The sequence below is a fragment of the Allotabrizicola aquatica (SeqCode) genome (genome assembly GCF_965194375.1).
In the GTDB taxonomy this organism is placed as follows: Bacteria; Pseudomonadota; Alphaproteobacteria; order Rhodobacterales; family Rhodobacteraceae; genus Tabrizicola_A; species Tabrizicola_A aquatica.
Genome location: NZ_CBDAEL010000001.1, coordinates 146157 through 172500 on the forward strand (window position 1 = coordinate 146157; position 26344 = coordinate 172500).

Sequence of the window (26344 nt, forward strand, 5' to 3'; positions counted from 1 at the left end):
TTTCCCTTTGAGCATGCCGCGTCCTTGCGTAACATCGCGCCATTCAACCTCCGGCAAGCCGGCTTTTCAAACAGGAAATTGACCATGGGCAAGAGAGACGATTTGATTGCGAAATATGCCGATGACCTTAAGACCAAGTGCAAGATGACGCCTGACATGGCGCTCTTGACCAAAGTGACCATCGGCTGCGGCCCGGCGATCTATGACAATGACGCCGAAACCGTCGCCGCCAGCGATGCCGCTGAACTGGAGCGTGTTCAAAAGAACTTTCTGGTCAAAAAGCTCGGACTGCCTGCTGGCCCCAAGCTGATGCAGGGCATCGATGCCGCCATCGACACTTATGGCAAATCAGAACGCAACAAGTACCGCGCCGTATTCTATTACCTTTTGGTCAAGCATTTCGGCAAGGAATCCGCCTACAAGTAAACGTCTTCTACCATTGAACTTTTCTGGACGGGCGGCCATTGTGCCGCCCGTCTGCATCATTAAGGCCAATCATGCCCGCCCGCCCAAATAGCACTCAAGGCGCTGAGACCACCGTTATCCCGGTGATTTTTGCCGTGGCGCTTGGCCATTTCCTAAATGATCTGATGCAGTCCTTGATCCCGGCAGGCTATCCGCTGTTCAAAGAAAACCTGCAGCTCTCCTTCACCCAAATCGGCCTGATCACCTTTGTTTTTCAGGGCACTGCCTCGCTTCTGCAGCCCTTGATCGGGCTGTATTCTGATAAGCGCCCAATGCCCTATGCTTTGGCTGCGGGCATGGCCTCAACCGGGGTGGGGCTAATCCTGCTGGCCCATGCCGCCAGCTTCGAGTTGCTGCTCTTTGCCGTGGCTCTTATCGGCCTTGGTTCAGCGGTGTTTCATCCTGAAGCGTCTCGCTTTGCCCGCCTCGCTGCCGGTGCGCGCCGAGGCTTTGCCCAATCAGTGTTTCAAGTGGGCGGCAATGCGGGCTCTGCTCTTGGCCCTCTGGCGGCTGCATTCATAGTTCTAGAGCGCGGACAAGCCTCGATCGAATGGTTTGCAGGTGTCGCGCTGGCTGGAATGGTCCTGCTCTATGTTGTCGGACGGTGGTATATATCAGCGGGCGTAAGCCGCGCCGCCCACAATAAAGCCCGCGCTGTCGCCTCGGCCCCGCCTCGGGACGTCGCGCGCCGCAGCATGGACATTCTGATTTTGTTGATTTTCTCCAAGTTCGTCTACAGCGCTTCGTTTTCCAGCTACTACAATTTTTACCTGATCGAGCGCTTTGGCCTGTCGATGGCCCAAGCGAACCTTTGCCTTTTCGTCTTTCTCGTCGCAGTTGCTGCAGGTACTCTCATTGGCGGCCCGATCGGCGACCGCATTGGACGGCGCCGTGTGATCTTGTGGTCGATTCTGGGCGTTCTCCCGTTCTCGCTTTCCTTGCCCTTCCTGCCCTTGGTGCCCTCGGTCATTGTCGCGGCCTTGGCTGGCTTGGTATTGGCCTCGGCCTTCCCGGCGATAGTGGTCTATGCCCAAGACCTGATGCCGGAAAAAACCGGCATGGTCGCAGGGCTTTTGTTCGGGCTGGCCTTTGGAATCGGCGCGATTGGTGCCGCCATTCTGGGCGTTCTGGCCGACCATTGGGGCATCGTCGCGGTCTATCAGATCTGCGCTGTCCTGCCCCTTCTTGGGCTGGCCGCTTTCCTCCTGCCCGACACCCGGCACTGACCAAATTCGCCTCAAACCTTACGCGCTTGGCCTTTGCCCAAGCCCGGTCTTTTGCGCTATGGTCACCCTGCAGGGCAGCATGTCCGAGACCTTTTCAGAACACGTGCGGTGCTAGGGGAGCGCGTGGGGTGGTGAAGGGTCTCGTAGGGGTGCGAGGCCCTTCATTCAATCCCACCCAAGCGGCAGATGATCTGCCATTCCTCCGCCGTCACCGGCTGCACCGAAAGCCGGGGGCTCTTGACCAGCGCCATCGCCTCCAGCCCCGGCACCACCTTGCAATCCTCAAGGCTCACCGGCCGCTTGAACGCGCGCTGCGCCCGCACCATCACACAGTCCCACCGCGGATCATCCGTCGTGCTGTCGGGCGCGCTTTCGCGGATCACTTCGACAATGCCGACAATCTCCTTGCCGATGTTGGAATGGTAAAAGAACCCAAGATCCCCCACCCGCATCGCCCGCATATTGTTGCGCGCCTGATAGTTGCGCACGCCGTGCCATTCCTCACCTACGTCACCGCGCGCCACCTGATCGGCCCAGCCCCAGGTGTCGGGTTCAGATTTGAACAGCCAGCGGCTCACCCGATCACCTTTTTCCATTCCTCGATCCGCACCTTGGCGAACAGCCCCGCCTTGGCATAGGGGTCAGCGGCAGCCCAAGCCTCGGCCTCGGCTTTGCTGCCCACCTCAAGGATCACCAAAGACCCCGACATCTCGCCCTTGTCGTTCAAAAACGGCCCCGCCATCTCCACCACGCCCGACGACGCAATATGCGCCAAATGGGCATCCCGGTTGGCCTTGCGAACCTCCAGATGGTCGGCTTTGTCAGTACAGATCAGGGCAAAACGCATGGGTCATTCCTCTTTCAATGGCCGCGACATCAGCGCCTGAATGGCCTGTCGCAGGGTGATCTCTTGCGCCATCAGCGCGGCAATCATCTGGGTGATCGGCATCTCAATCCCGTCACGCTGGGCAATCTTGGCCACCGCAACCGCAGTCGCAGACCCCTCAACCGTGATGGTTGGATCAAATGCCGCCCCTTGGCCCATCGCCTGCCCAAAACGGAAATTCCGCGACTGGGCCGAGGTGCAGGTCAAAATCAAATCGCCCAACCCCGACAGCCCCGCCAGCGTCTCGGCACGCGCGCCCTTGGCCAAGGCAAAGCGCTGCATCTCAGTAAAGCCCCGCGTCATCAGCGCCGCGCGCGCACTGTCGCCCAGCCCTGCGCCCATGACGACACCCGCCGCAATGGCCATCACATTCTTCAACGCGCCGCCAAGTTCCGCCCCCACCACATCGGCGCTGCGATACAGCCGCAGCGACGGCGTCGAAAGCCGCGCCTGCAAGGCCTCATCCGCCCCGGCCAGGGTCAACGCGGTGGGCAGGCCCCGCGCAATGTCGGCGGCAAAACTTGGGCCCGTCAGCACCGCAATCTGGGCATCCGCACAGCGCGCACGGATCACCGCACTTGGCCCCTGCAACGTCGCCATATCCACGCCCTTGCAACAGGCGACCAGCCACTTGCCGCCAAACAGCGCGGCGTTGGCCTCGACAAACCCGCCCAGCGCCTGCATCGGCACGGCCAACAGCACCACCTCAGCCCGCGCAAACACGTCACGATCCGCCGTCACAGTCACTGTTTCGGGCAAATCCACCCCCGGCAGATAGCGCGCGTTCCGCCGCCGCTCCGCCATCTCCCCCACATCGCGCGCCCAGAGCGTCACCGCCCGACCCTCGCGCCCCAAGGCGACGGCTAAGGCGGTGCCAAAGGCCCCGGCTCCGGCAATCGCGATCATGCCTTGGCCCCCTTCTTCCCCGACCCGATCATCGGGGCCGCCGTCTGGTCCAAGGGCCAGCGCGGCCGCGCCACCAGCGCCGCATCATCCCGCGCCCCGGTGCGAAACCGCTCCATCCCGGCCCAAGCGATCATCGCGGCATTGTCGGTGCACAAAGCCAAGGGCGGTGCCAGAAACTGCACGCCCATCTTGTCACACAGCGCCATCAGCTTGGCGCGGATCACCGCATTCGCCGCGACCCCACCCGCCACCGCCAGAACCGGAACAGCCGGGGAAAGCGCGAGATACACCTCCAACGCCCGGCGGGATTTCTCCACCAGCACATCGGCCACCGCCTCTTGGAACCCCGCGCATAGATCGCGCCGGTCCTGCACCGTCAATCCGCCCTTTTCCGCGACCACCGCATCCCGCGCCCGCAAAAGCGCGGTCTTCAGGCCGGAAAAAGACATATCGCACCCCGGCCGGTCCAGCAGCGGACGCGGAAACCCAAAGCGCCGCACATCGCCCAAAGCCGCCTCAGCCTGCACCGCAGGCCCGCCCGGCTGCGACAGACCCAACAGTTTCGCGGTCTTGTCAAAGGCCTCGCCCGGCGCATCGTCGATCGTGCCGCCAAGGCGCTGGAACTCGTCCACACCCTTGGCAATCAGAAACTGACAATGCCCGCCCGACACCAACAGCATCAAATAGGGAAAGCCCACCGCATCTGTCAGCCGTGGCGTCAGCGCATGGCCCGCCAGATGGTTCACCCCCACCATCGGCAGCCCGCTGGCCGCCGCCAGACCCTTAGCCAGCATCACCCCCGACAACACCCCGCCAATCAGCCCCGGCCCGGCGGTCACCGCAATGCCGTCCAGATCGCGCAAGCTCAGCCCCGCCTGCACCAAGGCCGCCTCAACGCAATGATCCAGCCGCTCGGCATGGGCGCGGGCAGCAATCTCGGGCACCACGCCGCCGAAATCGGCATGGAGCGCCACCTGCCCTTCAACAACCGAGGACAGAATCTGCGCCGCCGCACCCGGCACATGACGCACCACGGCGGCGGCGGTGTCGTCGCAGCTTGATTCGATGCCAAGAAAGGTCAGCGGCGCGGCCATAGTTTTCAAACGTTGCCTCAAAGGTCCCGCGCAGGTAACACCTTGGCCATGGCCAGACAATCCCGCGCCCCTGTTGTCCTTTTGACCCGCCCCGCGCCGCAAAGCCAGCGCTTTGCGCAGGCGCTGCAGGCGCGTCTGTCGTCAGTTCAGGTCGTGATATCGCCCTTGATGCAGACCGAATGGCTGCACCCCCCGCTGCCGGACCTGCCCTTTCACGCGCTGATCCTCACGTCGGAAACCGGGGCCGAGGCCGCAGGTCACCTGCGCGCCACCGGTATCCCCCTGCCGGAAACCGCCTTTTGCGTCGGCCCCCGCACCACAGACACCGCCCGCACAGCGGGCTTTCAGGCCATCTCTGCCGATGGGGATGTTCATGCCCTTGCAGCCCTCATCCGCGCCGCGCACCCCCAAGGCCCGCTCTTGCACATCCGGGGCGAGGATGTGGCCGGGAACCTTGCTGAGACCCTGACAAACAGCGGAATAGAGACACATTCCGCCATCCTTTACGCCCAAAGACCCTGCCCCCTCTCCCCCGCCGCCCTCACCCTTTTGCAGGGCGAAGACCCGGTTCTGGTGCCGCTCTTTTCCCCCCGCTCGGCCCAGATCCTCGCCCAAGCTCTGCCGCCAAAGGCCACGGCCCCCCTCTGGATCGCCGCCATCAGCCCAGCCGCCGCGACCGAGGCGCAGGCCCTGACCCCCGCCCGATTGGCCGTCGCCCCGCACCCCAACGGCGGAAACATGCTGCAGACCGTGCTCCAGATGCTTTCTGCAGATGCAAACCTTGAATCCGGTCACCTCTAGGCGCTACCTTGGGATAGCCTCCAATAGGTGGGGTCCGAGGAGAACGCGGCCATGTCCGACACGGATGATCTGACCAGCCGGAAAGACGATCAGGCCGTCGACGCCGCCCCGTCCCCACAAGATGACAGCCCCAAGCCCGAAGCCAAACCCGCCCAGCGCAGCGGCGGCCTTATGGCGCTTCTCTTGGGCGGCGCCATCGCTGCCAGCCTTGGCTTTGGCGCAGCGCAACTGGTGCCCCAAGGCTGGCCCCTCGCCTCCACCGCCGAGCTAGAGCGCAAGCTGGCCGAACAGGCCAATGACCTTGCCCAGTTGCAAACCCGCCTTGCCACGCTGGAAAGCCAATCCCTCCCCGACTTCTCGCCCCTGATGGACACGCTGGCCACCCTGAACGGCCGCGTCGCCGACCTTGAAACCGGCCCCGCGGAACGCGCTGAAGACACCGCAGCCATCACAGCCGCCATCGCCCAGTTGCAAAGCGATCTGGCCACGCTGCAAGCCTCCGGCCCGGTACCCGCCAATATCACTGCCCTCGCCGCCGAAGCCGAGGCGCGGCTGAAAGAGGCCGAAGATCAGGCCAACCGCCTCAAGGCCGACGCCGAGGCGCTGAATCTGGCCGCCGAACGGCGCATCGCCCTTGCCGCTCTGCGCGCCGCCGTCGAAAGCGGCGCGCCCTTTGGCCCCGAACTCGCGGCACTTGGCCCAGATGTGTCGCCTCTCCTGTCCCAAGCCGCTGAAACAGGCGTGCCCAGCCTTGCCACCCTGCAAGACAGCTTTGCCGAAGCCGCCCGCGCCGCCCTCGAAGCCGCCCTGCGCGCCGACATGGGCGACAGCTGGACCGACCGCGCCATGAGCTTCTTCCGCACCCAGACCGGCGCGCGCTCCCTTACCCCGCGTGAGGGCAGCGACCCCGACGCCATCCTCTCGCGCGCCGAGGCAGCGCTGGCCAAAGGCGATCTTGTGACCACCCTTGCCGAACTTGACGGCCTGCCCGAGGTCGCCCGTGCGGCCATGGCAGACTGGCGCAGCACGGCAGACCAACGGCTCTCGGCGATCACCGCCTTGCGCGAACTGGCCGACACCATCGGCGGATAAGGGGACGGCATGATCTGGTCTTTGCTGAAAGTCGTGCTGTTCGTCGCCGTGGTCGCAGGGCTGACCTTCGGCGCAAGCATCCTTGTCGACACCGGCGGCGGCATCCGCATTGCGGCGGCGGGCTATGAATTCACCCTTGGCCCGCTGCAAGCCGTCATCACCCTTCTGGTGCTGATGCTGGTGATCTGGATCGTGATGAAGATCATCGGCCTTCTCGTCGCCACCTTGCGCTTTCTCAACGGCGATGAAACCGCCATCTCGCGCTATTTCGACCGCGACCGCCAGCGCAAAGGCTATCAGGCCCTGTCCGACGGCTTTCTCGCCCTTGCCTCGGGCGAGGGTCGCTTGGCCCTGATGCGGGCACAACGGGCCGAGAAATATCTTGAAAGCCCCGAGCTGACGACGCTGTTGATCGCCCAGGCCGCCGAAGCCGCGGGCGACGGCAAACGCGCGACTGAGGCTTACAAGAGGCTTCTGGCCGAAGACAGCACCCGCTTTGTCGGCATCCGGGGCCTCATGCACCAAAAGCTGGCCGAAGGGGACGGCGAAACCGCGCTGAAACTGGCCGAAAAGGCCTTTGCGCTGAAACCCAAACATGCCGAAACGCAGGATATCCTCCTGAAACTGCAATCCGAACGCGCCGACTGGAAAGGCGCGCGCGCCACACTCGGCGCCAAGCTCAAGACCGGCGGTCTGACCAAAGACGTGTTCCGCCGCCGCGATGCGGTTCTGGCCCTGCAAGAGGCCAAGGGCATCATGGACGAAACCGCCACGGTTGAGGCCCGCGAAGCCGCGATTGAGGCCAACCGCAAATCGCCCGACCTCATCCCCGCCGCCGTCATGGCCGCCCGCAGCCTCATCGCCAAGGGCGACCGCAAAGGCGCCACCCGCGTGGTGAAAAAGGCGTGGGAGGGCATCCCCCACCCCGACCTCTCCGCCGTCTTTGCCGAGATCGAACCCGATGAGACCCCCGACGCCCGGATCAAGCGCTTCAAACCCCTGATCGCCCGTCACCCCGAGCATGACGAGACCCGCCTTCTGCAGGCCGAAATGCTGATCGCCGCCGAAGATTTCCCCGCCGCCCGCCGCGCGCTGGGCGACATGGTCGACCGCCACCCAACGCAGCGCGCACTAGCGCTCATGGCCGCCATCGAACGCGGCGAAGGCTCTGATGAGGCGGTGGTGCGGGGCTGGCTCTCCAAGGCGCTCGTCGCGCCGCGCGGCCCGCAGTGGTGTTGCGACAAATGCCAAGCCATCCACGCCGAATGGCACCCGATCTGCGACAATTGCGGCGGGTTCGACACCCTCTCCTGGCGCGAACCCCAGGAAAACACCGCCCAAAGTGCCCGCGGCGCCGAGCTTTTGCCCCTCATGGTCCAACCGCCCGCCAAACCCGCCCCCGATCCCGCGCAGGACCCCGACATCATCGACCTCGCCGCCGTCGCAAGACGTGCAGATTAGGACTACACAGCGCCCGGCAGGGGTGCTAAGAGCCCGTCACCAAAGGCCGCTGTAGCTCAGCTGGTAGAGCACGTCATTCGTAATGATGGGGTCGGGGGTTCGAGTCCCTTCAGCGGCACCACTTCCCTTCCGGGAAGCCTCATCCCCCCAAAAACTCACTCCCTTGCCTTCGGCGTCAGCAGCTTCTTCGGCCGGATCGCTTCGGCCGCTTTGAACAGCCCGAAGGTCTGGTTGACATAGTTCACCACCCCGCCGATCTGCTCCAGATAGGTCTGCAACTCCGGCGTCCGTTCTGCTTCGACCACCTGCACCGGGCGATCTGGGCCTTCGCCTTCGAACTGGCAGTAGAACAGCGGCTCGCCGCGTTTCAGGACAAGGTCCTTCTCCGGCTCATGCCACTCAAACGCCCACATCAACGGGCGCGGCCAGATCGATACCGGGAACCGCCCGCCAAAGATCGTGCCGGGCAGCTGCTCTTTGCGGTAATGCATAAAGGCCGACAGCTGGGTGATATAGACCAACTCATCCGCGATAAAACAGTAGGGCAGCATCAGCTGCACCGTGGGCCGGTCGGGATAGCGCCACTCGGCCTCGTTCACCAGCGTCATCACCTCGCCCAGCTTGTTGGCGCGAATGGGGCTGGCCGTGCCCGCGCGGTTGATCAGCACCGCCTTGCCCTTGTCATCCCGGCCAAAGCCAAGGTGAATGTCGAAGGGACACTTCACCATGAAATAGCGGCTTTCCAGCTGGATCACTCCGGGGCAGCGGCCCGCGCTTTTCGAATGGGTCTTGTTGGTCTGCCGGAACGACACCCGCTCGGGCGGATCATAGAGCACAGCGCCTTTGTCAGATGTCAGGAACCAGCCCACGGTAATCGGGCCGGAATTGGGGCTGCCCTCGGGCCGCTCAATCGAAATGTTGAAGTCCATAAAAATACCTTTGGCTATCCCACCAGACTCGCGCCACAAGCCCCGCCTGTCAATCCGGCACGGGCTGCGCGGTGTCGGGACGGATGCCCTACAGATGTCAGACGCAAACCAGACGCATCCCAGACAGGGGTTTTCTGTGATTTCAGGGGGTTATGCCCAGTCGCTTGACAAGCAAGGATCTTCCGCCCAAACCCCCCGAAATTTCGCCAGAGGCCCCCATGTCCGATGACCGCCTGATCGTTGCCCTTGATGTCCCGAACGTGGTGCAGGGGCTCGACCTTGCCGCCCGGCTGGGGGATGCCGTCAGCTTTTACAAAATCGGGCTTGGCATGCTGACTGGCGGCGGCTTTGCGCTCGCCAATGAGCTGAAGCAGGAACACGGCAAGCGCATCTTTCTGGACATGAAGCTCTTTGACATCGGCGCGACGATCGAAGCTGCCGTTCGCGGGATTGCCCAGTATGATCTGGACTTTCTGACCGTCCACGGTGACCCGCAGGTGGTGCGCGCCGCCTGCGAAGGCAAGCGTGGAAAAGACCTGAAAATTCTGGCAGTTACCGTGCTGACCAGCCTTGATCGCGCCGATCTCGATGCCAACCTCATCAAGCCCGGCGACATCCATGACATCACCTTAGAACGCGCCGCAAAGGCGCTGGAGGCGGGGGCTGATGGTGTGATCGCCTCCCCGCAAGAGGCCGCCATGATCCGCGCCTTGCCGCAGGCAGCAGGCCGCTTGATCGTTACCCCCGGCGTGCGCCCGGCAGGGGCGGCCAGCGGCGATCAGAAACGCATCGCCACCCCGGCAAAGGCGATGGCCGATGGCGCAAACCACATCGTTGTGGGCCGCCCGATCTGGCAGGCGGCAGACCCCGCCGCCGCCGCCCGCGCCATCGTGGCCGAACTGGCCGGAATCTGACCCTTTACAGATCCTTCACCAGTCGCAGCGCATCATAGATCGCGGCATGGGTGTTCCGGCTTTCCACCGCATCGCCAATGCGGAACAGCTTGAACCCCTTCGGCCCGCCATTCAGCATCTGCGGCTTGCCTGCAATCAACGCCTCATAATCCACCGCGCCAAGGTTTTCCGACTGCGGTTTCAAATCGAAATACACATCGGCCAAAGGCTGCGTGCCATGGTTGACGACAATTTGGTCAAACTGCCGCTCTTGCGCCAGTTTCATATAGTCTGACCCGATCACGGCGGTCAGTTGGTTGCCTGATTTCTTGGCGCCGGTCAGACGGTAAGTCACTGTAAACGTGACATTCTTATCCTGCATGGCCCGCATATAGGGCACCAGATTCATCGCCATGACTTCCGGCGCAAAGCTGCGGTCGGGGGTCATGATTTCCACCGTTGCCCCGGCTTCGGCCAAGGCTTGGGCGGCTTGCAGCGCGGTGTGGTCGCCCGCGTCATCATACAAAAGCACGTTCTGCCCCGGCTTCACATCGCCCGACAGAATGTCCCAAGAGGTGACGGTCAGATCATTGCCAAACTCCAGAATGTCCTTTTCTGGCAGGCCCCCCGTGGCGATGATCACCACATCGGGTTTCTCGGCCAGAATATCCCCCGCCTCGGCAAAGGTGTTGAACCGGAACTCCACATCCCGCGCCGCCGCTTGGGCCATGCGCCAGTCGATAATGCCGATCATCTCCGACCGCCGCTTCGTCCGGGCGGTCAGGCGCACCTGACCCCCCGGCTCATCGGCGGCCTCAAACACCACCACGCGATGCCCGCGTTCCGCCGCCACCCGCGCGGCCTCCAGCCCCGCCGGGCCAGCGCCCACAATCACCACCTTCTTCGCCGTCTCGGCGCGGGTGATGGTGTGGTGCACGGTTTCCTCACGCCCCGTCGCCGGGTTGTGGATGCAAAGCGCCATGCCGCCCTGATAAATCCTGTCCAGACAATAGGTTGCGCCAACGCAGGGGCGTATATCCTCTTCGCGCCCTTCGACAATTTTCTGCACAATATGCGGGTCCGCCATATGCGCGCGGGTCATGCCGACCATATCCAACTGCCCCGACGACACCGCAAAACGGGCGGTCGCCACATCGGCAATGCGGGCGGCGTGGAAGGTGGGCAGGCCGACCTCGGCCTTGATCCGCCCCGCCAAATCCAGATGTGGCGAGGATTTCATGCCCTGAATCGGGATCACATCGGTCATCGCCGGATCAGTGTGAATCCGCCCCCGGATGATGTTGACGAAATCGACAAGACCCGAGGCTTTGAACCGCCGCGCCATCTCGACGCCCTCTTCCACCGGCAACCCGCCCGGCGCGTCCTCATCGGCGACATAGCGCATGCCAAGCAGGAACTTTGGCCCCACCCGGTCGCGGCAGGCTTGCAGCACGTCAAAGGCAAAGCGCAGGCGGTTATCAAGGCTGCTTGCGTCATAGGGTCCAGCGGGCATGCCATTGGTCAGCGGGCTGATGAACTGGTCCATCAGGTGGCCGTAGCATTCAAACTCCACCCCATCGACACCCGCCGCCGCCATCCGCTCGGCGGCATCGGCGTAATCCTTGACCACGCGGGAAATATCCCAATCTTCCATGACCTTGGGAAAGGCGCGGTGCGACGGTTCGCGCGACGGCCCTGCCGCCAGAACCGGCAGCCAATCGCCCTTGTCCCACCGGGTGCGGCGGCCAAGGTGGGAAAGCTGGATCATCACCGCCGCCCCCGCCTCATGGCAGTCATCGGTCAGGCGCTTCATCCACGGAACCACCTCGTCCTTCCAGACCAGAAGGTTGGTGAACACCGGCGGGCTGTCACGGCTTACCGATGCCGAGCCCGCCGTCATCACCATGGCCACGCCCGCCTTGGCGCGCTCAAGGTGGTAAAGTCGGTAACGATCTTTTGGCATACCGTCTTCACCATAGGCCGGTTCATGGCTGGTGGTCATGATGCGGTTGCGCAGCGTCAGATGTTTCAGCTGATAGGGCTGCAAAAGCGGATCGTTGGACATGGGCTTTCTCCAAGGTTGGCCCAAGATTATGGGCCGCGCCGTGCAAGTCAATCATAAAGTCGACACTGGTGTCGAGTTTCGCCGTGGCCGGGATTGGCGGGTTGCGGCACAGGGCCAAACTGCCTAGGGTCTGCCCCATGGACACCCCTGCACCCAATGAGCGCGGCTGGCGCGGCTCGGCCGATCTGTGGCTGGATGCCGCCTATCAGCTTTTGGTCGAAGGCGGGGTCGAGGCGGTCAAGGTCATGCCGCTGGCCGAAAAGCTGGGTCTGTCCCGCACCAGCTTTTATTGGCACTTTGCCGACCGTGAGGCGCTGTTGGATGGGCTGGTGGCGCGTTGGCAAAGCCGCAACACGGCCAATCTGATGCGCCAGACCGAAGCCCCAGCGGCCACGATCACCGAGGCGGTTCTGAACCTCTTTGATTGCTGGATCATTCAGGATCTGTTCGACAGCCGCCTTGAATTCGCCATCCGAACCTGGGCGCTAACCGATCCGGCGCTGGCCAAGACATTGGCCGCCGCCGATGCCACACGGATCGCAGCGATCAAGACGATGTTCCTGCGCTTTGGCTATCCGGATGCCGAGGCCGATATCCGCGCCCACACCGTTTATCTGACGCAGATCGGCTATATCTCGATGCGGGTTGATGAGCCCTTGTTGCCCCGCCTAGACCGAATCCCGCCCTATGCGCTGACCTTTACCGGGCACGCGCCCAGCGCAGCCGAGGTCAAATCCTTTCGGGACCGGCACATTAAGGCCGGGCATCTTCAGGCCAGCCGCATGAGCAAATCCAGCACCTGATGCGGCTCCGCCTCGGACAAAGGGCCAAGGGTCCGTCGACAGCTCAAGCGCAGTGGGAACCAGCAGCAGAAACATGGCGCGCCCCTCTTCCGACAGATCCACGGTCAGCCGCTGATGGTCAGCGGAATCGGACAGCAATAGGCTTCAGGCGTCGCGCTGGGCGATCCAGTCATGGTCGGGGTCGTTCTGAAACCGCCATTTTCGCAGCGGGCCGGCCATGACGTTCAGGTAATACATCTCATAGCCATAGGGCGCGCCGCAGGGATGGTGGCCTTTCGGCACCAAGACCAGATCGTGGTTCTTCACCGCCATGGTTTCGTCCAGTGACCCATCCTCGGTATAGACTCGCTGGATGCCAAACCCTTGGGCAGGGTTCAGCCGGTGGTAATAGGTCTCTTCCAGATAGGTCATGCGCGGAAAGTCGTCCTCGTCATGGCGATGGCTGGGATAGCTTGACCAATGCCCCGCCGGGGTGAACACCTCGGTCACGAGCAGGCTGTCGGCCACATCCCGCGCCTCCATGGCGATGTTGTTCACATAGCGCGTGTTGGTGCCCTTGCCGCGAGGGGTCAGCTCAATCCCCTCGGGGCCCAAACGCTGCGCCTTGTGCCCGCCTTTGCCCGGCGCGCGACAGACCGCAAGGGTGCAGTCGGTGGTCGCGACCGCCTCCCATGTGTCGCAGTTCGGCACATAAAGGCAGTGGGGTGGCGTTCTTTCAAACACATCCATCCGCGCGCCCATCACACCCCAATCCTGCCCCGAGGCGGTGATCTGCGCCTTACCCTCCACGATCACAAGAATCGCCTCATTCTCCCCGGTTGCCGCAGACACCCTGTCGCCCGCTGCCAGCCGATAAAGCGCAAAGCCGACATAGCCCCAGCCTGCCGTCTCGGGCGTGATGTCATGCACCTTGCCCTGAGTGCCATCAGGTTTGCGCAACAGGTTTGACATATGGTGCCCTTTCATCTTGGCAAAAATACTCCCGGGGTGTGGGGGCGGGCCCCCACCTCGCCCTTTGCAGCGCTAAATCAGGCCGGCCTCTTTGGCCTGACGCTTCAGCGTGGCCAAGCCAAGGGTCTGATACAAGAGCGGGTTGCGAACCTTCGGGTCTTGCTCGGCCTCGATCACGATCCAGCCGTCATAATGATGAGCGGCCAGAATCTTCAACAGCGGCCCGAAATCCACTCCGCCGTCCTGATCGCCGGGCACAGTGAAGGCGCCACCGACAACGGCCTTCAGGAAAGACCAGCCTTCGGCGCGCACCTTGGCGGTGATGGCGGGACGGATGTTCTTGGCATGGAAATGCCGCACGCGGGCGGCGTGTTTGGTCAGCACGGTCACCGGGTCACCCCCACCAAAGGCGCAATGGCCCGCGTCGAACAGCAGGTGGGTATGGGGCCCAGTGGCGGCCATCAGCGCGTCAATCTCCTCGGGGGATTCGACGATGGTGCCCATGTGGTGGTGATACACCAAGGTCACACCTTCACCTGCCAGATAGGCGGCAAAGGCCTCGAGCTTGGCCCCGAACGCCACCATTTCCGCAGGGGTCAGGCGCGGGCGGTCGTTCACCGGCTTGCCCGCGTCGCCATGAATGGCGTTGGAGGTTTCGCAGACGATCATCACCTGACAGCCATTGTGCTTGAGCTTGGCAAGGTGGTGCTGGCAGGCCTTGATCTCATCCTCGACCGACCGCACCAACAGCTCGGTCGAATACCAGCCCGAGATGAATTTCAGACCATATTCGGCCAAAAGCGCCCGAAGCGCCTCGGGCTCATCCGGCCAGCGGTGGCCGTTCTCAATGCCGTCAAAGCCGATCTGACGGCCCGCCTCGTCCAGAATGCGGGTGGTCGAGATGTCGGCGCCGATGGTTTGGTCGTCGTCATTGGCCCAGGCGATGGGGTTGGTTCCGAATTGAATCATCTTGTGGTTCCTAGTTGACCAGCCATTGCCGCTTGGTCGCTTCCTCATATCCCTTGCGGGCCTCATTCACTTCGGCCCGCGTTGACACTTCGGGCACGGCCACATCCCACCATGTGCCACCCGCCCCGGTGCCGGGCATCGGATCGGTGTCAATCACGATGACAGTGGGGATCTTGGCGGTCTTGGCAGCCTGCAGTTCCGTCTCAAGCTGGGCGATAGAGCCTGCTTTCACCACCGTTGCGCCCATGCTGCGAGCATGGGCCACAAAGTCGATCTGCGCGGGGTTCACATGATAGCTGTCGTCCAGAAGGTTGTTGAACGCAGCCCCGCCGGTGCCTTTTTGCAGCCGGTTGATACAGCCGTAACCGCGATTGTCGGTCAGCACGACAGTAAAGGGGATGCCCATCATCACCGCCGTCGCCAGTTCCGAGTTGGCCATCATATAGCTGCCATCGCCGACCATGCAGATCACGTCCTTTTCGGGCGCGGCCATCTTGATCCCGATGGCTCCGGCAATCTCGTAGCCCATGCAGCTAAAGCCGTATTCCATGTGATAGCCACCAGCTGCCGCGCGCCACAGGACATGCAGCGCGCCGGGCATGGTGCCAGCCGCGCACATCACGACCGAGTCATTGCCCGTATTGCGCTGCACCGCGCCGATGACTTGGGCATCGGTCGGCAGGCCCGCGCCGTTGGGGGCGGCCATTAGCGCATCGGTGGTTTGGAACCACTGATCGCGGGCAGCAAAATCAGGGTCGGCAAAGCGGTGATCGCCCAAGCTGCCCGAAATCTTTTCCAGCGCCACCTTGGCATCGGCGACAAGGCTTTGCGCGCCGCGCTTGGCGGCGTCATAGCCGTGGATGTTGATCGACAGGAGTTTGCGGTTCGGGGCGGAAAACACCGTCCATGATCCGGTGGTGAAATCCTGAAACCGGGTGCCGACGCCGATCACCAGATCGGCCTCGGCCGCCAGTTTGTTGCCACAGCCGGTGCCGGTCACGCCGGGCGAGCCGAAGTGCAGCTTGTCCTGCCAATCCACCGCGCCTTTGCCCGCTTGGGTCTCCACCATAGGGATGTTGTGGCGCTGGGCAAAGTCACGCAGCGTGGCCTCGGCCCCTGAATAGATCACCCCGCCACCCGTCACGATGAGCGGGTTCTTGGCGGCCTTGATCGCGGCTACTGCTTCGGCCAGTTCGCGGGCATCGGGTTCTGGACGGCGGATGTGCCAGACTTTGGGGGCAAAAAACTCCACCGGGTAATCATAGGCTTCGGTCTGCGTGTCTTGGCAGAAGGCAAGGCACACTGGCCCGCAATTGGCCGGATCGGTCATCACGCGCAGGGCGCGGGGCAGTGCGGTGAGGATATGTTCGGGCCGTGAAATGCGGTCGAAATAGCGCACCACAGGGCGGAAGCAGTCATTGGCCGACACGGTCGCATCGTCGAAATCCTCGATCTGTTGCAGAACCGGATCGGGCGCGCGGTTGGCGAACACATCGCCGGGGATGAACAGCACGGGCAGGCGGTTCACATGGGCCAAGGCGGCGGCGGTGACCATATTGGTCGCTCCCGGCCCGATGGAGGAGGTGACCGCCATCGCCCGGCGGCGTTTGTGGGTTTTGGCAAAGGCAATGGCGGCATGGGCCATGGTCTGCTCATTATGCCCGCGCCATGTCGGCAGGGTGTCCTTGATATCGTGCAGCGCCTCACCCAGACCGGCCACATTGCCGTGGCCAAAGATCGCCCAGACGCCTTCGATGAACCGCTCGCCCTCTTCGGTCATCTGGACAGACAGCCATTTCACCATGGCCTGCGCGGCGGTGAGCCGAATCGTTGTCATGTCTTCTCTCCCTGTGCCGCCCGGGCGGCGTCCCAGATGCCGCACAGGCGGGCGTATTTGGTGGCCATGTCCTGCACGGCCTGATCGTCGGTCAGCTTGCCCGCCAGCCAGCCGCGCGCCGCATCGCCAAAGATGGTGCGGCCGATGGCAAAGCCTTTCACCAGATCGTGCCGCGCGGCAAGCGCGAGCGAGGCCGCAAGCGCGGCTTCGCTGGCATCCAGCCCTAAGACGACAATGCCGCGCACATGGGGATCGCGCGATGTGATCGCCTCACAGGCGGCGCGATAGGCGGCGTCGGTGGCAAAGGGTTCCAGCTTCCACCAATCGGGATAGATGCCCAGATCGTAGAACCGCGAAATCACCTCGGCGCTGGTGGTGTCCTTCACCGGGAAGACTTTGGACGGAATGATCTCCAACAACATCTCGAGCCTGTTGCGGCGGCAGGCGTGGAACAGGCGGCGCACGGTGTCTTCCTGCTGGGCCTTCATCTCGGGTGTATCGTCCGGGTGATAAAAGCACAGAACCTTGACCACATGCTCCAAGGGCCATTCCGACAGCCCGCCGAAATCAGGGCCGATCTCGGGTTCCAGCGTCAGGGGGCGCGAGCCGGGCCATTCCACCGGATGCCCGATCCAAAGGCCAGTTCCGGCGGCGGCATACAGCGCATCGCGGCCAAGGCGCGAATCGCACAGGATGCCATAGCCGGGCTGACCGGCTGACACCTGAAGCGCGGCTTTCAGGCACAGCTTTTTGAACGCGCCGATCTTTTCCGGCGTGGCCCCGTCCATCGCCTCAAGCTGCATACGATGGTCAAAGGCAAAGACCCGCATGCTGGACCAATCCTTGTGACGGTTGGTGGACCAGTGGATCTGCTCCAGCGCGGCATCCTTGCGCAGGGCTTTGGTGACCACGCCGCGGTTCAGGAAGAACTGCAGCTCCTCCCATGAGGGATAGGCGGGTGTGCAGCCGTGGCGTGACACGGCAAAGGCCCCGCAGGCGTTGGCGTATTTCAGGGCGATGGGCCAAGGTTCGCCATCCAGCCAGCCTTTCAACAGGCCCGACATAAACCCGTCACCTGCGCCCAGCACGTTGAACACCTCGATCGGAAAGCCGGGGCCGGAGTCGCCGTCATCAAGGCTGTCGGGAATGGCCCCGGTAAAGGCCGCCGCGCCCATCGGTCCGCGTTTGCAGACCAGCGTGGCGGCAGACACTGCCCGCACGGCGCGCAGGGCGGCGATGGTGTCGGTGGTGCCGCCTGCGATGTGGAATTCTTCTTCGGTGCCGACGATCAGATCAAACAGATGCAATGTGGATTGCAGTTTGGCTGTCACGGCGGCGGATTCGATGAACCGGCTTTCGCCATCGCCATGGCCCGCCAAACCCCAAAGATTGGGGCGATAATCGATGTCCAAAGCGGTTTGCAGCCCGTGCTTGCGTGCCAGATGCAGCGCCTTCATCACGGCGGCTTCGGTGCGGGGGTTGGACAGGTGCGTCCCGGTCGCCACCACGGCGCGGGCCGAGGCGATAAAGCCCTCGTCAATGTCATCTTCGCACAGCGCCATATCGGCGCAGTTTTCGCGGTAGAAGATCAGGGGAAACTGCTGCTCATCGCGGATGCCCAGCAGCACCAGTGCCGTCAGCCTGTCAGGGTCGGTCTTCACGCCCTCCACATTGACACCCTCGCGCGCCAGCTCCTCTCGGATAAAGCGGCCCATGTGCTCGTTCCCGACGCGGGTGATCAACGCCGAGCGCAGCCCCAGACGCGCCGTGCCCGCCGCCATATTGCAGGGGCTGCCACCGATGTACTTCTGGAACGACCCCATATCCTCCAGCCGCCCGCCCACCTGCGCGCCGTACAGATCCACCGAGGCGCGACCAATGGTGATGACGTCCAGAGTTTTCATCCCGTTCTCCCAAAGCCGAAAGCGGCGCACCGGGGCTTGCCCAGCTTGTGGAATAAATATTCCAAAACGGCAAAAATTGGAAGTGAAAATTCCAAGACCAAGGGGTTAGGCGCGGCGCATCCTGTGCCCCGGCGCGCCCCAAACCGATACGAAAACCTCTGGGCCGTCGTCGGTGCTTAAGTGCTCGGGCGTGATGCCCACCACGCGGACACGAAGTTCCTGACCTGTTGCAATCAAGGGCATGAGCAGCTGATCGATCACTGGGCCCAAATGCCCAAGGCTGCGCAGGCGGGTTCGGCCGAAAACCCCGAGCACCCGTTGGTGGACCATGGCCGTCACGATCACTCTGCCGTGGGCATCAAGGCTCAGCGCCACCGTGTCGCCCAAGCTCAGCCCGGACCGGCCCACATGGATCTGCAGATCATGGACCGGTACCTTGGCCAAAAGCGGAATCGGAGTGTCCATCAGGGTGCCGCCTTCTTTGTGTCATCCAACAGAAGTCTGGCGGCTTTGCCGGGGCTCATAACAAGCCCAAATGTCAGGGCTGCACCCGGCTTGGCAGTATGTCGCGCAAGGTTTAGGCCATTTCGGCAGCATCTTGCGCCCATGACAAAGCCCGGGCCGCTTTCAGGCGCTTCACGGGAAGATCTGATGAACCGGTGGGGAAAGCCGCCACCTGAAAGATCGACCTGTCGTTGATCTGCGACATTGCCTCAATCATCGCGAGGGTGTTCTCCTTTCCCTATCCGGGTCTTCGGGGGTGCCCCCGATCTGCCAGAGGGACCATCAACGCTTGATTGACGCGCGATCGCAGGCGCATAACTGTCTTCTCCAAGAGGATAGGCTGCGGGCCGGTCGGGCAAAAAATGACGCGCTGAGCGGGGGAGGCGGCATTGCAAAACCGCAAAACCGCCCCCAAGTTATTGTTAAGGCCATGGCGGCTGTGCTGGGATTCTGGGCACCGCGAAGGCGCTTTTAAAAGGAGATAGCCGATGAATTTGGAGAAATTCACGGAGCGTTCGCGCGGCTTTATTCAGGCGGCGCAAACCATCGCGATGCGCGAAAGCCATCAGCGTGTGCTGCCGGACCATCTGTTGAAAGCCTTGATGGACGACGATCAGGGGCTTGCGTCCAACTTGATTCGCAAGGCGGGTGGCAGCCCGGAGCGGGTGAATGAGGCGATCAACACGTCGATCGCCAAATTGCCCAAGGTGACCGGCGGTGATGGCAGCACCTATGTTGATCCGTCCTTGGTGCGCGTGCTGGACGAGGCCGAGGCGGTGGCCAAAAAGGCTGGAGACAGCTTTGTGCCTGTGGAGCGCCTGCTGACCGCGCTGGCGCTGGTGAACACCCGGGCGCGCGATGCCTTGACTGCCGGTGCGGTGAATGCCCAAGCCTTGAACGCCGCGATCAACGAGGTGCGCAAGGGCCGCACGGCTGACAGCGCCTCCTCCGAAGAGACGATGGAGGCCTTGAACAAATACGCCCGCGATCTGACCGAGGCGGCAGCCAGTGGCAAGATCGACCCGATCATCGGCCGCGACGAGGAGATTCGCCGCACCATGCAGGTGCTGTCCCGCCGCACCAAGAACAACCCGGTGCTGATCGGTGAGCCGGGTGTGGGCAAAACCGCGATTGCTGAGGGGCTTGCGCTCCGCATCGTGAACGGCGACGTGCCGGAATCCCTGCGCAACAAGAAGCTTATGGCCTTGGACATGGGCGCGCTGATTGCGGGGGCCAAATACCGCGGCGATTTCGAAGAGCGTCTGAAGGCCGTGTTGAACGAGGTGACGGCGGCGCAGGGCGACATCATCCTCTTCATCGACGAGATGCACACGCTTGTCGGCGCGGGCAAATCGGATGGCGCGATGGATGCGGCCAACCTCATCAAGCCTGCCCTTGCGCGGGGTGAGTTGCATTGCGTGGGTGCCACCACGCTGGATGAATACCGCAAATATGTGGAAAAGGACGCAGCTCTGGCCCGCCGGTTCCAGCCCGTGATGGTGTCGGAGCCGACGGTGGAGGACACCATCTCAATCCTCCGCGGGATCAAGGAGAAGTATGAGCTGCATCACGGCGTGCGGATCGCCGACAGCGCCTTGGTCGCCGCAGCCACGCTGTCGCACCGCTATATCACCGACCGTTTCTTGCCCGACAAGGCGATTGACCTTGTGGACGAGGCTGCCAGCCGGCTGCGGATGGAGGTGGACAGCAAACCCGAAGAACTGGACCAGCTGGACCGCCAGATCTTGCAGCTTCAGATTGAAGCCGAGGCGCTGAAGAAAGAGGATGATGCGGCGTCCAAGGATCGGTTGGAGCGGTTGGAAAAAGAGCTGGCGGATCTGCAGGAGCAATCCTCGGAAATGACGGCCAAATGGCAGTCAGAGCGCGACAGCTTGGAACAGGCCCGTGACCTGAAAGAACAGCTGGACCGCGCCCGTGCCGAGTTGGAGCAGGCGAAGCGTGAAGGTGATTTCGGCAAAGCGGGCGAGCTGCAATATGGCCGCATCCCGGGTCTTGAGAAATTCTTGGCCGAGGCCGAGGCACGTGAGGGGGAGGCTTTGGTCTCCGAAGCCGTGCGGCCTGAACAGATTGCCGAGGTCGTGGAACGCTGGACCGGCATTCCCACCACGAAAATGCTGGAGGGCGAACGTGAAAAGCTGCTGCGGATGGAGGAAGAGCTTGGCAAGCGGGTGATCGGCCAGCGTGCCGCCGTGGTGGCGGTTTCCAACGCTGTCCGCCGGGCGCGCGCTGGGCTGAACGACGAGGGGCGGCCTTTGGGCAGCTTCCTGTTCCTCGGGCCCACCGGCGTCGGCAAGACCGAGCTGACCAAATCTGTCGCCGCCTATCTTTTCGACGATGAAAACGCGATGGTCCGCATCGACATGTCGGAATTCATGGAGAAACACTCGGTCGCGCGGCTGATCGGCGCGCCTCCGGGCTATGTTGGCTATGATGAGGGCGGCGTGCTGACCGAAGCGGTGCGGCGGCGGCCCTATCAGGTGGTGCTGTTCGATGAGGTGGAAAAGGCCCACCCGGATGTGTTCAACGTGCTGTTGCAGGTGCTGGATGATGGCATCCTGACCGATGGTCAGGGTCGCACGGTGGACTTTAAGCAGACGCTGATCATCCTGACGTCGAATCTTGGGGCACGGGCCTTGTCGGAACTGCCCGAAGGGGCGGACCCGGCAGGTGCGCGGCGTGAGGTGGAAGAGGCCGTGCGCCAGCATTTCCGCCCCGAGTTCCTGAACCGTCTGGATGAGCAGATCATCTTTGACCGCCTGAACCGTGCCGATATGGATGGTATTGTCACCATTCAGTTGAAGCGGTTGGAAAAGCGTTTGGCGGCGCGCAAGATCACGCTGGAGCTGGATACTGACGCGCTCGCTTGGTTGGCGGACGAGGGGTATGATCCTGTGTTCGGCGCGCGGCCCCTGAAGCGGGTGATCCAGCGCCATCTGCAAGACCCCTTGGCCGAGATGATCTTGGCCGGTGACGTGCTGGACGGGGCAACGATCCAGATTAAGGCCGGACCCGAGGGGCTGCTGATCGGGGATAGAGTGTCGGCCTCGCGCCGTGTGCGACCCAGTGAGGCGATTGTTCACTGACCAAAAGGCCCCCGCACTCTGGGGGCCTTTTCATGTCGCGGGGCTGGCTTCCAGCCGCAATTCGGCGATGAAGTCGTAGATGTCGGATCGGTAAAGCCCGCGGGTGAATTCGACCGGGCGGCCTGAGGCAAGATAGCCGGTGCGGTCGATCCGCAGCACAGCCTGCCCCGCCTGCATGTTCAAAAGCTGGGCTTCGGATACCTTCAGGTTCGCCGCCGATACCCGCTGCACCGCATGGGTCGGCACATGGCCCAAAGCGCGGACATGGTCGTAAAGCGATCCTTGCACCGATTGCGGATCGGGCAGGATATCGGCCGGCCATGAGGAATACTCCAGTGCCATCGGCACCCCATCGGCGCTGCGCAGCCGTTCAATCCGCGCCACCCGCGCCAATGTCATGAGGCCCAAGGCCTGCTGTTCATCTGGCATCGGCGCATATAACCCGGCTGACAGGATGCGGCTGGTCGGGATCTTGCCGCGCTGGCGCATGTAATCGGTAAAGGAGACCAGCGCAGAGCGTGAATTGTCCTGCCGCGCCCGTGGCACGCGCACAAAGGTTCCGGCACCCCGCCGCTGTTCCAACTGGCCATCTTCCACCAGTTGCGCCACGGCCTTGCGCACGGTGACGCGCGAGACCTGCGCCAGTTCGGCGAGTGCACGCTCTGGCGGAAGCTGGGTTTCGGCGGCCAAGGTGCCATCGGCAATGGCCGCGACAAGGTGGCGATACAGCTGCTCATAGCGCGGCCCGTGGCCTTCGCGGAACCAAGTGTCTGGGTGAAACAAGGTGTCGGGGCGGGGCATTCGCGGCCTTTGCGGTTGTTAGCCCCTATCTGGGGTGCAAACCCCCAAGGCCGCAAGGGGGCTTTATCCGGCTTTCGCAGCCTGAAGTGTCGCTGTCACGGCCTTGACCAGCACCGCCACATCGCTGCCGATCCCCAGGAAGGTTACCCCCATGGCGCTGTAGCGCTGGGCGGCCTTTGCATCAAAGGTCAGGATCCCGGCAGATTTGCCGCTGGCCATGATCGCGGCCAAGGTCGTGTCAATGGTGGCCTGCACCTCGGGCGCCCCAGAATTGCCGGGATAGCCCATGTCAGCGGCCAGATCGGCCGGGCCGATAAAGACGCCATCCACACCGTCAAGCTTCAAGATCTCGGGCAGGGCGGCCAATCCGGCGCGGCTTTCGATTTGCAAGATCAGGCAGGTCTGGTCATTGGCGGTGGTGATGTAATCTGTGATGCGCCCATAATCCGATGCACGGGCGATCGTGGCACCCACCCCACGCATCCCCACGGGGGGATAATGCATCGCCTTGACCATCTGCGCCGCATGATCCGCGCTTTCGATCATTGGCACCAGAATGGTCTGCACGCCCAGATCCAAGAGCTGCTTTATCATCCGCACCTCGCCCACGGGCGGGCGGACGACAACGCTGGTGCGGCTGCCAATGGCCTGCACCTGCGCCAGAATGGTGGGAATGTCGTTCGGCCCATGTTCGCCGTCGATCAAAAGCCAGTCAAACCCCGCGCCCGCCAGCGCTTCGGCGGCGATCGGGCTGACGAGGTTCATCCAAAGGCCCATTTGCACGGTCTTGGTGGCAAGGGCGGCTTTCAGGGCATTGTGCGGAGCGGGCATTGGGTTTCCTTAGGCAAAGCTGCAGGTCAGGCGGCCAAAGGGGCCGAAATCGGCGTCGATATGGCTGCCGGGTGGACATTCCAGAGCACGGATAAAGCTGCCGGACAAGATAATCTGCCCCGGTTCGATCCGCTGGCCATAGTGGTGCATCCGGCGGGCGAGCCAGATGATGCCGGTGACCGGATCATCCAGCACGCCTGCGCCAAGGCCAGTTTCTTCGACCACCCCATCGCGTTTCACAATGGCACCGACCCAGCGCAGGTCGGCTGTCGGGGCGTGGCGCTGGCTTCCCGTGACAATTCCAGCATTTGCGGCATTGTCGGCGATGGTGTCGATAATAGTTCGGGTCTTGCCCCCCTCGGCCCGGACGATGCGGGTATCCAGAATCTCTAAGGCTGGGGTGACATGGTCGGTCGCCGCCAGCACCTGATCGCGGGTCACCTCGCCCGCAAGGGTGGCGTTCATGACAAAGGCGATCTCGGCCTCAATCCGGGGCGCGATGAAGCGGCCCGCTGGAATGGTCGCGCCGCTGTCAAAGGCCATGTCGTCCAGAAGCACGCCCGAATCCGGCGTGGTGATGTTCAACTGCTGCTGCATGGCGCGTGAGGTGAGGCCGATCTTCCATCCGATAACGCGGCTGCCTTCGGCCAGCTTGCGATCGACAAAGGCGCGCTGGATGGCATAGGCGTCGTCCATCGCGGCATGGGGGTGCTCGGCGGACAGAAGACCGCGCTGAATCCGGCTCTGTTCAGCCAAAAGCAGGCTTTGGCCTGCCGCTGCAATCTGTTCGGGCGTCATGGCAAAACCTCATCTGCAACGGTGTTGCGCAGGGTGCCGATGCCTGTCGCGGTCACCTCAACCACATCACCGGGTTTCAGCCAGATCGGCGGATCAAACCGTGCGCCGGCCCCGGTGGGGGTGCCGCACAGAATGGTGTCGCCGGGTACCAATGTGGTGAAGGTGGAAATGTATTCGACAATCCGCCGAAAGGGGAACAGCATTCGGCCTGTGCGGTCTGATTGCCGCAGTTCGCCGTTCACCCGCGTTTCAAGGGCAATATCGTCAAGCTGCGCGGCATCTTCAAAAGGTACCAGCCACGGCCCGATGGAGCCTGAGGCGTCAAAGTTCTTGCCTTGGGTCACGTTGAATTTCGCATGGCGCACCCAGTCACGCAGAGTGCCTTCGTTGGCCAGCGTGATCCCAGCGATATGGTCATAAGCCTTGGCCTGAGAAATGCGCCGCCCCCTTTTGCCGATGACAATCACCACCTCGCCTTCATAGTCCAGTTGCTCTGATTCCGGGGGACGGATCAGCGGCTGGTCATTCCCGGTAAAGCTGCGTGGAAACCGGATGAAAAGCGACATGTTGGGCGGTGCCTCTTGCCCGTCTTTGTACTCGGCATTGCGGTCGGGATAGTTCACCCCGACGCAGATGATCTTTTCGGGGTTGGTCACGGGAATGGTCAGCGTCACCTGATCAAGGCCCAGCTTTGGCCCTGCCGCCTGCGCCAATGCGACAAGCGCCCCGGCCTCAATCGCGGCGCGCATGGTGGGGAAGTGGGCGGTCAGATCGGTGATGCTGTCCCCGTCCAAATGGCCCCATCCGCCCATCCGCCCCGTCGTATAGCTGACAAACCTGCTCATGGTGCGATGATCGGCTGGGCTTTGAGCGCGGCCTCTTTCGGTTCTAGACCGCTGAACAGCGAGCCATGTTCAAACCAGCTGCGCGGTGCAGGCGCGCCCCAAAGCGTTTGGCGTTGAGGGTCTTTCAGATCCCACTTGATCGGCTCAAGGTCTGGGTCAACGGTCTGATAGTCGGAACAATAGATTTCGATCCGGTGGCCATCGGGATCCAGCACATAGAGGAAGAAGGCATTTGAAATGCCATGCCGCCCCGGCCCGCGTTCGATGTTGCCGACATAGCCGGTGGTCGCCATCAGATCGAGCAGATCAATGATGTTCAAAGGCGTGGGCACCCAAAACGCCGTGTGATGCAGGCGCGGCCCCAGCCCGTTGGTGAACGCCATATCATGCACACCGCCCTTGCGGTGCATCCACGCGGCCCAAAGGCGACCCGAGTCTTCATCCTCGGTGTATTCCGTCACGCGAAAGCCCATGTCGTTCCAGAAGGCAACGCTGGCATCTACATCGGGGCTGAAGGTGTTGAAGTGGTCAATCCTCAGCGGTTTGACACCTTTATAGAGCGCATACTTCTGATGAATTGGCGGCAGGCGATCCATCTTGGCGTAGAATTCCACAGGCACGCCGAAAAGGTCTGAGGTGAGCAGAGTGCGGCCTTGGTAGGGGCGGTTTACCCAAGAGGTCGGGCGACCCTTGGCCTTGAACCACGCCTCGGCGCGATCAAGGTCGGGTTCGTCCCAGACTTTGAAGCCCAGCACATTGGCGGTGGGCTTGTCACCCTGCCGCAGCACGATGCAGTGATGCCCCCGCTCCTCCATTGCGCGCAGGTACAGCGCGCCGGGTTCCTCACCGCTAACTTGCAGGCCCAACGTGTCGACCCAAAACGCGCGGGAGGCCGACAGGTCTTTCACGGTGAACTCCACATGGCTGAGCCGCACCGTGTTGAAGTCGGGGTAAAGGTTGGGCTTCGGAACGGGCATGGCTTATTTCCCCAGTTTCGGAATGGGATGGGCCGTGGTGGCAAAGCAGACGTTCTTGGTTTCCATATAAAAGTCGAAAGACCAATCCCCGCCGTCGCGGCCAATACCGCTGTCTTTGCTGCCGCCAAAAGGCGCGGGCAGGTGGCGGTTGTTTTCAGAATTCACCCAGACCATGCCAGCCTGCACCGCATCGGAAAAGCGG

Annotated in this window: 26 protein-coding genes and 1 tRNA gene (1 of these 27 running past the window's edge); 9 read left to right on the forward strand and 18 right to left on the reverse strand. The window is 62.8% G+C overall.

Going from position 1 to position 26344, the window contains the following annotated elements; translation table 11 throughout:
• Nucleotides 1–84: 84 nt before the first annotated feature.
• Complete coding sequence (locus tag AC72UB_RS00680; RefSeq protein ID WP_505188079.1) at nt 85–426, forward strand: DUF2853 family protein; 342 nt, start codon at nt 85–87, stop codon at nt 424–426.
• Nucleotides 427–497: 71 nt separating this feature from the next.
• Nucleotides 498–1691, forward strand: coding sequence for an MFS transporter (locus AC72UB_RS00685; RefSeq protein WP_505188080.1), 1194 nt, complete (start codon nt 498–500; stop codon nt 1689–1691).
• 161 nt (nt 1692–1852) lie between these two features.
• On the opposite strand, the gene AC72UB_RS00690 is transcribed toward AC72UB_RS00685, so the two are convergent.
• Genes AC72UB_RS00690 through tsaD form a run of 4 tightly spaced genes read right to left on the reverse strand, consistent with a single transcriptional unit; the run spans nt 1853 to nt 4577 of the window.
• Complete coding sequence (locus tag AC72UB_RS00690) at nt 1853–2269, reverse strand: EVE domain-containing protein (RefSeq protein WP_505188392.1); 417 nt, start codon at nt 2267–2269, stop codon at nt 1853–1855.
• Complete coding sequence (locus AC72UB_RS00695; RefSeq protein WP_463291647.1) at nt 2266–2538, reverse strand: YciI family protein; 273 nt, start codon at nt 2536–2538, stop codon at nt 2266–2268. The genes AC72UB_RS00690 and AC72UB_RS00695 overlap by 4 nt, the downstream gene beginning before the upstream one ends.
• Before the next feature lie 3 nt (nt 2539–2541).
• The gene (locus AC72UB_RS00700; RefSeq protein WP_505188081.1) at nt 2542–3483 is read right to left on the reverse strand and encodes an NAD(P)H-dependent glycerol-3-phosphate dehydrogenase; all 942 of its coding nucleotides are present in this window, start codon (nt 3481–3483) and stop codon (nt 2542–2544) included.
• On the reverse strand, nt 3480–4577 hold the full coding sequence (gene tsaD / locus AC72UB_RS00705) for a tRNA (adenosine(37)-N6)-threonylcarbamoyltransferase complex transferase subunit TsaD (RefSeq protein WP_505188082.1): 1098 nt from the start codon (nt 4575–4577) through the stop codon (nt 3480–3482). Before tsaD ends, AC72UB_RS00700 begins: the two co-directional genes overlap by 4 nt.
• A gap of 48 nt (nt 4578–4625) precedes the next feature.
• On the opposite strand from tsaD, the gene AC72UB_RS00710 reads away from it, so the two are divergent.
• From AC72UB_RS00710 to AC72UB_RS00725, 4 genes are all read left to right on the forward strand, one after another.
• Nucleotides 4626–5378: a uroporphyrinogen-III synthase gene (locus tag AC72UB_RS00710; RefSeq protein ID WP_505188083.1), complete on the forward strand. Its 753-nt coding sequence runs from the start codon at nt 4626–4628 to the stop codon at nt 5376–5378.
• A 51-nt stretch (nt 5379–5429) separates the two neighbouring features.
• Entirely contained in the window at nt 5430–6470 is a 1041-nt protein-coding gene (locus AC72UB_RS00715; protein WP_505188084.1) for a COG4223 family protein, read from the forward strand.
• A 9-nt stretch (nt 6471–6479) separates the two neighbouring features.
• On the forward strand, nt 6480–7931 hold the full coding sequence (locus AC72UB_RS00720; RefSeq protein WP_505188085.1) for a heme biosynthesis protein HemY: 1452 nt from the start codon (nt 6480–6482) through the stop codon (nt 7929–7931).
• Between the two features lie 45 nt (nt 7932–7976).
• Nucleotides 7977–8052 (forward strand) — tRNA-Thr (locus tag AC72UB_RS00725).
• Nucleotides 8053–8086: 34 nt separating this feature from the next.
• On the opposite strand, the gene AC72UB_RS00730 is transcribed toward AC72UB_RS00725, so the two are convergent.
• Nucleotides 8087–8860: a hypothetical protein gene (locus AC72UB_RS00730; RefSeq protein WP_463291350.1), complete on the reverse strand. Its 774-nt coding sequence runs from the start codon at nt 8858–8860 to the stop codon at nt 8087–8089.
• Nucleotides 8861–9078: 218 nt separating this feature from the next.
• Here AC72UB_RS00730 and pyrF point away from each other — a divergent pair, with 218 nt between their 5' ends.
• Nucleotides 9079–9774, forward strand: a complete 696-nt coding sequence (gene pyrF / locus AC72UB_RS00735; protein WP_505188086.1) for an orotidine-5'-phosphate decarboxylase — start codon at nt 9079–9081, stop codon at nt 9772–9774.
• 4 nt (nt 9775–9778) lie between these two features.
• Here pyrF and AC72UB_RS00740 read toward each other — a convergent pair whose 3' ends face one another.
• Nucleotides 9779–11818, reverse strand: a complete 2040-nt coding sequence (locus tag AC72UB_RS00740; protein WP_505188087.1) for an FAD-dependent oxidoreductase — start codon at nt 11816–11818, stop codon at nt 9779–9781.
• 137 nt (nt 11819–11955) lie between these two features.
• Here AC72UB_RS00740 and AC72UB_RS00745 point away from each other — a divergent pair, with 137 nt between their 5' ends.
• Nucleotides 11956–12621, forward strand: coding sequence for a TetR/AcrR family transcriptional regulator (locus AC72UB_RS00745; RefSeq protein WP_505188088.1), 666 nt, complete (start codon nt 11956–11958; stop codon nt 12619–12621).
• A gap of 144 nt (nt 12622–12765) precedes the next feature.
• Here the strand turns inward: AC72UB_RS00745 and iolB are convergent, their stop codons facing one another.
• The 6 genes from iolB to AC72UB_RS00775 form a co-directional block, all read right to left on the reverse strand.
• Entirely contained in the window at nt 12766–13572 is an 807-nt protein-coding gene (iolB, locus tag AC72UB_RS00750; protein WP_505188089.1) for a 5-deoxy-glucuronate isomerase, read from the reverse strand.
• Between the two features lie 72 nt (nt 13573–13644).
• Complete coding sequence (gene iolE, locus AC72UB_RS00755) at nt 13645–14541, reverse strand: myo-inosose-2 dehydratase (RefSeq protein WP_463291355.1); 897 nt, start codon at nt 14539–14541, stop codon at nt 13645–13647.
• A gap of 10 nt (nt 14542–14551) precedes the next feature.
• Nucleotides 14552–16378 carry a 3D-(3,5/4)-trihydroxycyclohexane-1,2-dione acylhydrolase (decyclizing) gene (iolD, locus tag AC72UB_RS00760; RefSeq protein WP_505188090.1) on the reverse strand — a complete coding sequence of 609 codons (1827 nt, stop codon included), beginning with the start codon at nt 16376–16378 and terminating at the stop codon, nt 14552–14554.
• Complete coding sequence (locus tag AC72UB_RS00765) at nt 16375–18282, reverse strand: bifunctional 5-dehydro-2-deoxygluconokinase/5-dehydro-2-deoxyphosphogluconate aldolase (RefSeq protein WP_505188091.1); 1908 nt, start codon at nt 18280–18282, stop codon at nt 16375–16377. The genes iolD and AC72UB_RS00765 overlap by 4 nt, the downstream gene beginning before the upstream one ends.
• Before the next feature lie 105 nt (nt 18283–18387).
• The gene (locus AC72UB_RS00770) at nt 18388–18747 is read right to left on the reverse strand and encodes a hypothetical protein (protein WP_505188092.1); all 360 of its coding nucleotides are present in this window, start codon (nt 18745–18747) and stop codon (nt 18388–18390) included.
• Between the two features lie 112 nt (nt 18748–18859).
• Nucleotides 18860–19003, reverse strand: a complete 144-nt coding sequence (locus tag AC72UB_RS00775; protein ID WP_505188093.1) for a hypothetical protein — start codon at nt 19001–19003, stop codon at nt 18860–18862.
• A gap of 271 nt (nt 19004–19274) precedes the next feature.
• Between AC72UB_RS00775 and clpB the strand changes: the two genes are divergently transcribed.
• Complete coding sequence (gene clpB / locus AC72UB_RS00780) at nt 19275–21890, forward strand: ATP-dependent chaperone ClpB (RefSeq protein WP_505188094.1); 2616 nt, start codon at nt 19275–19277, stop codon at nt 21888–21890.
• 30 nt (nt 21891–21920) lie between these two features.
• On the opposite strand, the gene AC72UB_RS00785 is transcribed toward clpB, so the two are convergent.
• From AC72UB_RS00785 to hpaE, 6 genes are all read right to left on the reverse strand, one after another.
• Entirely contained in the window at nt 21921–22691 is a 771-nt protein-coding gene (locus AC72UB_RS00785; protein ID WP_505188095.1) for a GntR family transcriptional regulator, read from the reverse strand.
• Between the two features lie 63 nt (nt 22692–22754).
• Entirely contained in the window at nt 22755–23522 is a 768-nt protein-coding gene (locus AC72UB_RS00790) for an HpcH/HpaI aldolase family protein (protein ID WP_505188096.1), read from the reverse strand.
• A 9-nt stretch (nt 23523–23531) separates the two neighbouring features.
• Nucleotides 23532–24320: an FAA hydrolase family protein gene (locus AC72UB_RS00795; RefSeq protein ID WP_505188097.1), complete on the reverse strand. Its 789-nt coding sequence runs from the start codon at nt 24318–24320 to the stop codon at nt 23532–23534.
• Complete coding sequence (locus tag AC72UB_RS00800; protein WP_505188098.1) at nt 24317–25165, reverse strand: fumarylacetoacetate hydrolase family protein; 849 nt, start codon at nt 25163–25165, stop codon at nt 24317–24319. The genes AC72UB_RS00795 and AC72UB_RS00800 overlap by 4 nt, the downstream gene beginning before the upstream one ends.
• Nucleotides 25162–26142, reverse strand: coding sequence for a 3,4-dihydroxyphenylacetate 2,3-dioxygenase (gene hpaD / locus AC72UB_RS00805; protein WP_505188099.1), 981 nt, complete (start codon nt 26140–26142; stop codon nt 25162–25164). The genes AC72UB_RS00800 and hpaD overlap by 4 nt, the downstream gene beginning before the upstream one ends.
• 3 nt (nt 26143–26145) lie before the next feature.
• Nucleotides 26146–26344 carry the 3' portion of a 5-carboxymethyl-2-hydroxymuconate semialdehyde dehydrogenase gene (hpaE, locus tag AC72UB_RS00810; RefSeq protein WP_505188100.1) on the reverse strand. 1319 nt of this gene lie beyond the right edge of the window, so only the last 199 of its 1518 coding nucleotides appear in the window; its start codon lies off the right edge, out of view — the gene reads right to left on this strand; its stop codon occupies nt 26146–26148.

Coding starts and splice junctions, on each gene's coding strand:
- AC72UB_RS00680 (WP_505188079.1), top strand. CDS start 85: ATGGGCAAGAGAGACGATTTGATTGCGAAATATGCCGATGACCTTAAG.
- AC72UB_RS00685 (WP_505188080.1), top strand. CDS start 498: ATGCCCGCCCGCCCAAATAGCACTCAAGGCGCTGAGACCACCGTTATC.
- AC72UB_RS00695 (WP_463291647.1), bottom strand. CDS start 2,538: ATGCGTTTTGCCCTGATCTGTACTGACAAAGCCGACCATCTGGAGGTT.
- AC72UB_RS00700 (WP_505188081.1), bottom strand. CDS start 3,483: ATGATCGCGATTGCCGGAGCCGGGGCCTTTGGCACCGCCTTAGCCGTC.
- tsaD (WP_505188082.1), bottom strand. CDS start 4,577: ATGGCCGCGCCGCTGACCTTTCTTGGCATCGAATCAAGCTGCGACGAC.
- AC72UB_RS00710 (WP_505188083.1), top strand. CDS start 4,626: ATGGCCAGACAATCCCGCGCCCCTGTTGTCCTTTTGACCCGCCCCGCG.
- AC72UB_RS00715 (WP_505188084.1), top strand. CDS start 5,430: ATGTCCGACACGGATGATCTGACCAGCCGGAAAGACGATCAGGCCGTC.
- AC72UB_RS00720 (WP_505188085.1), top strand. CDS start 6,480: ATGATCTGGTCTTTGCTGAAAGTCGTGCTGTTCGTCGCCGTGGTCGCA.
- AC72UB_RS00730 (WP_463291350.1), bottom strand. CDS start 8,860: ATGGACTTCAACATTTCGATTGAGCGGCCCGAGGGCAGCCCCAATTCC.
- pyrF (WP_505188086.1), top strand. CDS start 9,079: ATGTCCGATGACCGCCTGATCGTTGCCCTTGATGTCCCGAACGTGGTG.
- AC72UB_RS00740 (WP_505188087.1), bottom strand. CDS start 11,818: ATGTCCAACGATCCGCTTTTGCAGCCCTATCAGCTGAAACATCTGACG.
- AC72UB_RS00745 (WP_505188088.1), top strand. CDS start 11,956: ATGGACACCCCTGCACCCAATGAGCGCGGCTGGCGCGGCTCGGCCGAT.
- iolB (WP_505188089.1), bottom strand. CDS start 13,572: ATGTCAAACCTGTTGCGCAAACCTGATGGCACTCAGGGCAAGGTGCAT.
- iolE (WP_463291355.1), bottom strand. CDS start 14,541: ATGATTCAATTCGGAACCAACCCCATCGCCTGGGCCAATGACGACGAC.
- iolD (WP_505188090.1), bottom strand. CDS start 16,378: ATGACAACGATTCGGCTCACCGCCGCGCAGGCCATGGTGAAATGGCTG.
- AC72UB_RS00765 (WP_505188091.1), bottom strand. CDS start 18,282: ATGAAAACTCTGGACGTCATCACCATTGGTCGCGCCTCGGTGGATCTG.
- AC72UB_RS00770 (WP_505188092.1), bottom strand. CDS start 18,747: ATGGACACTCCGATTCCGCTTTTGGCCAAGGTACCGGTCCATGATCTG.
- AC72UB_RS00775 (WP_505188093.1), bottom strand. CDS start 19,003: ATGATTGAGGCAATGTCGCAGATCAACGACAGGTCGATCTTTCAGGTG.
- clpB (WP_505188094.1), top strand. CDS start 19,275: ATGAATTTGGAGAAATTCACGGAGCGTTCGCGCGGCTTTATTCAGGCG.
- AC72UB_RS00785 (WP_505188095.1), bottom strand. CDS start 22,691: ATGCCCCGCCCCGACACCTTGTTTCACCCAGACACTTGGTTCCGCGAA.
- AC72UB_RS00790 (WP_505188096.1), bottom strand. CDS start 23,522: ATGCCCGCTCCGCACAATGCCCTGAAAGCCGCCCTTGCCACCAAGACC.
- AC72UB_RS00795 (WP_505188097.1), bottom strand. CDS start 24,320: ATGACGCCCGAACAGATTGCAGCGGCAGGCCAAAGCCTGCTTTTGGCT.
- AC72UB_RS00800 (WP_505188098.1), bottom strand. CDS start 25,165: ATGAGCAGGTTTGTCAGCTATACGACGGGGCGGATGGGCGGATGGGGC.
- hpaD (WP_505188099.1), bottom strand. CDS start 26,142: ATGCCCGTTCCGAAGCCCAACCTTTACCCCGACTTCAACACGGTGCGG.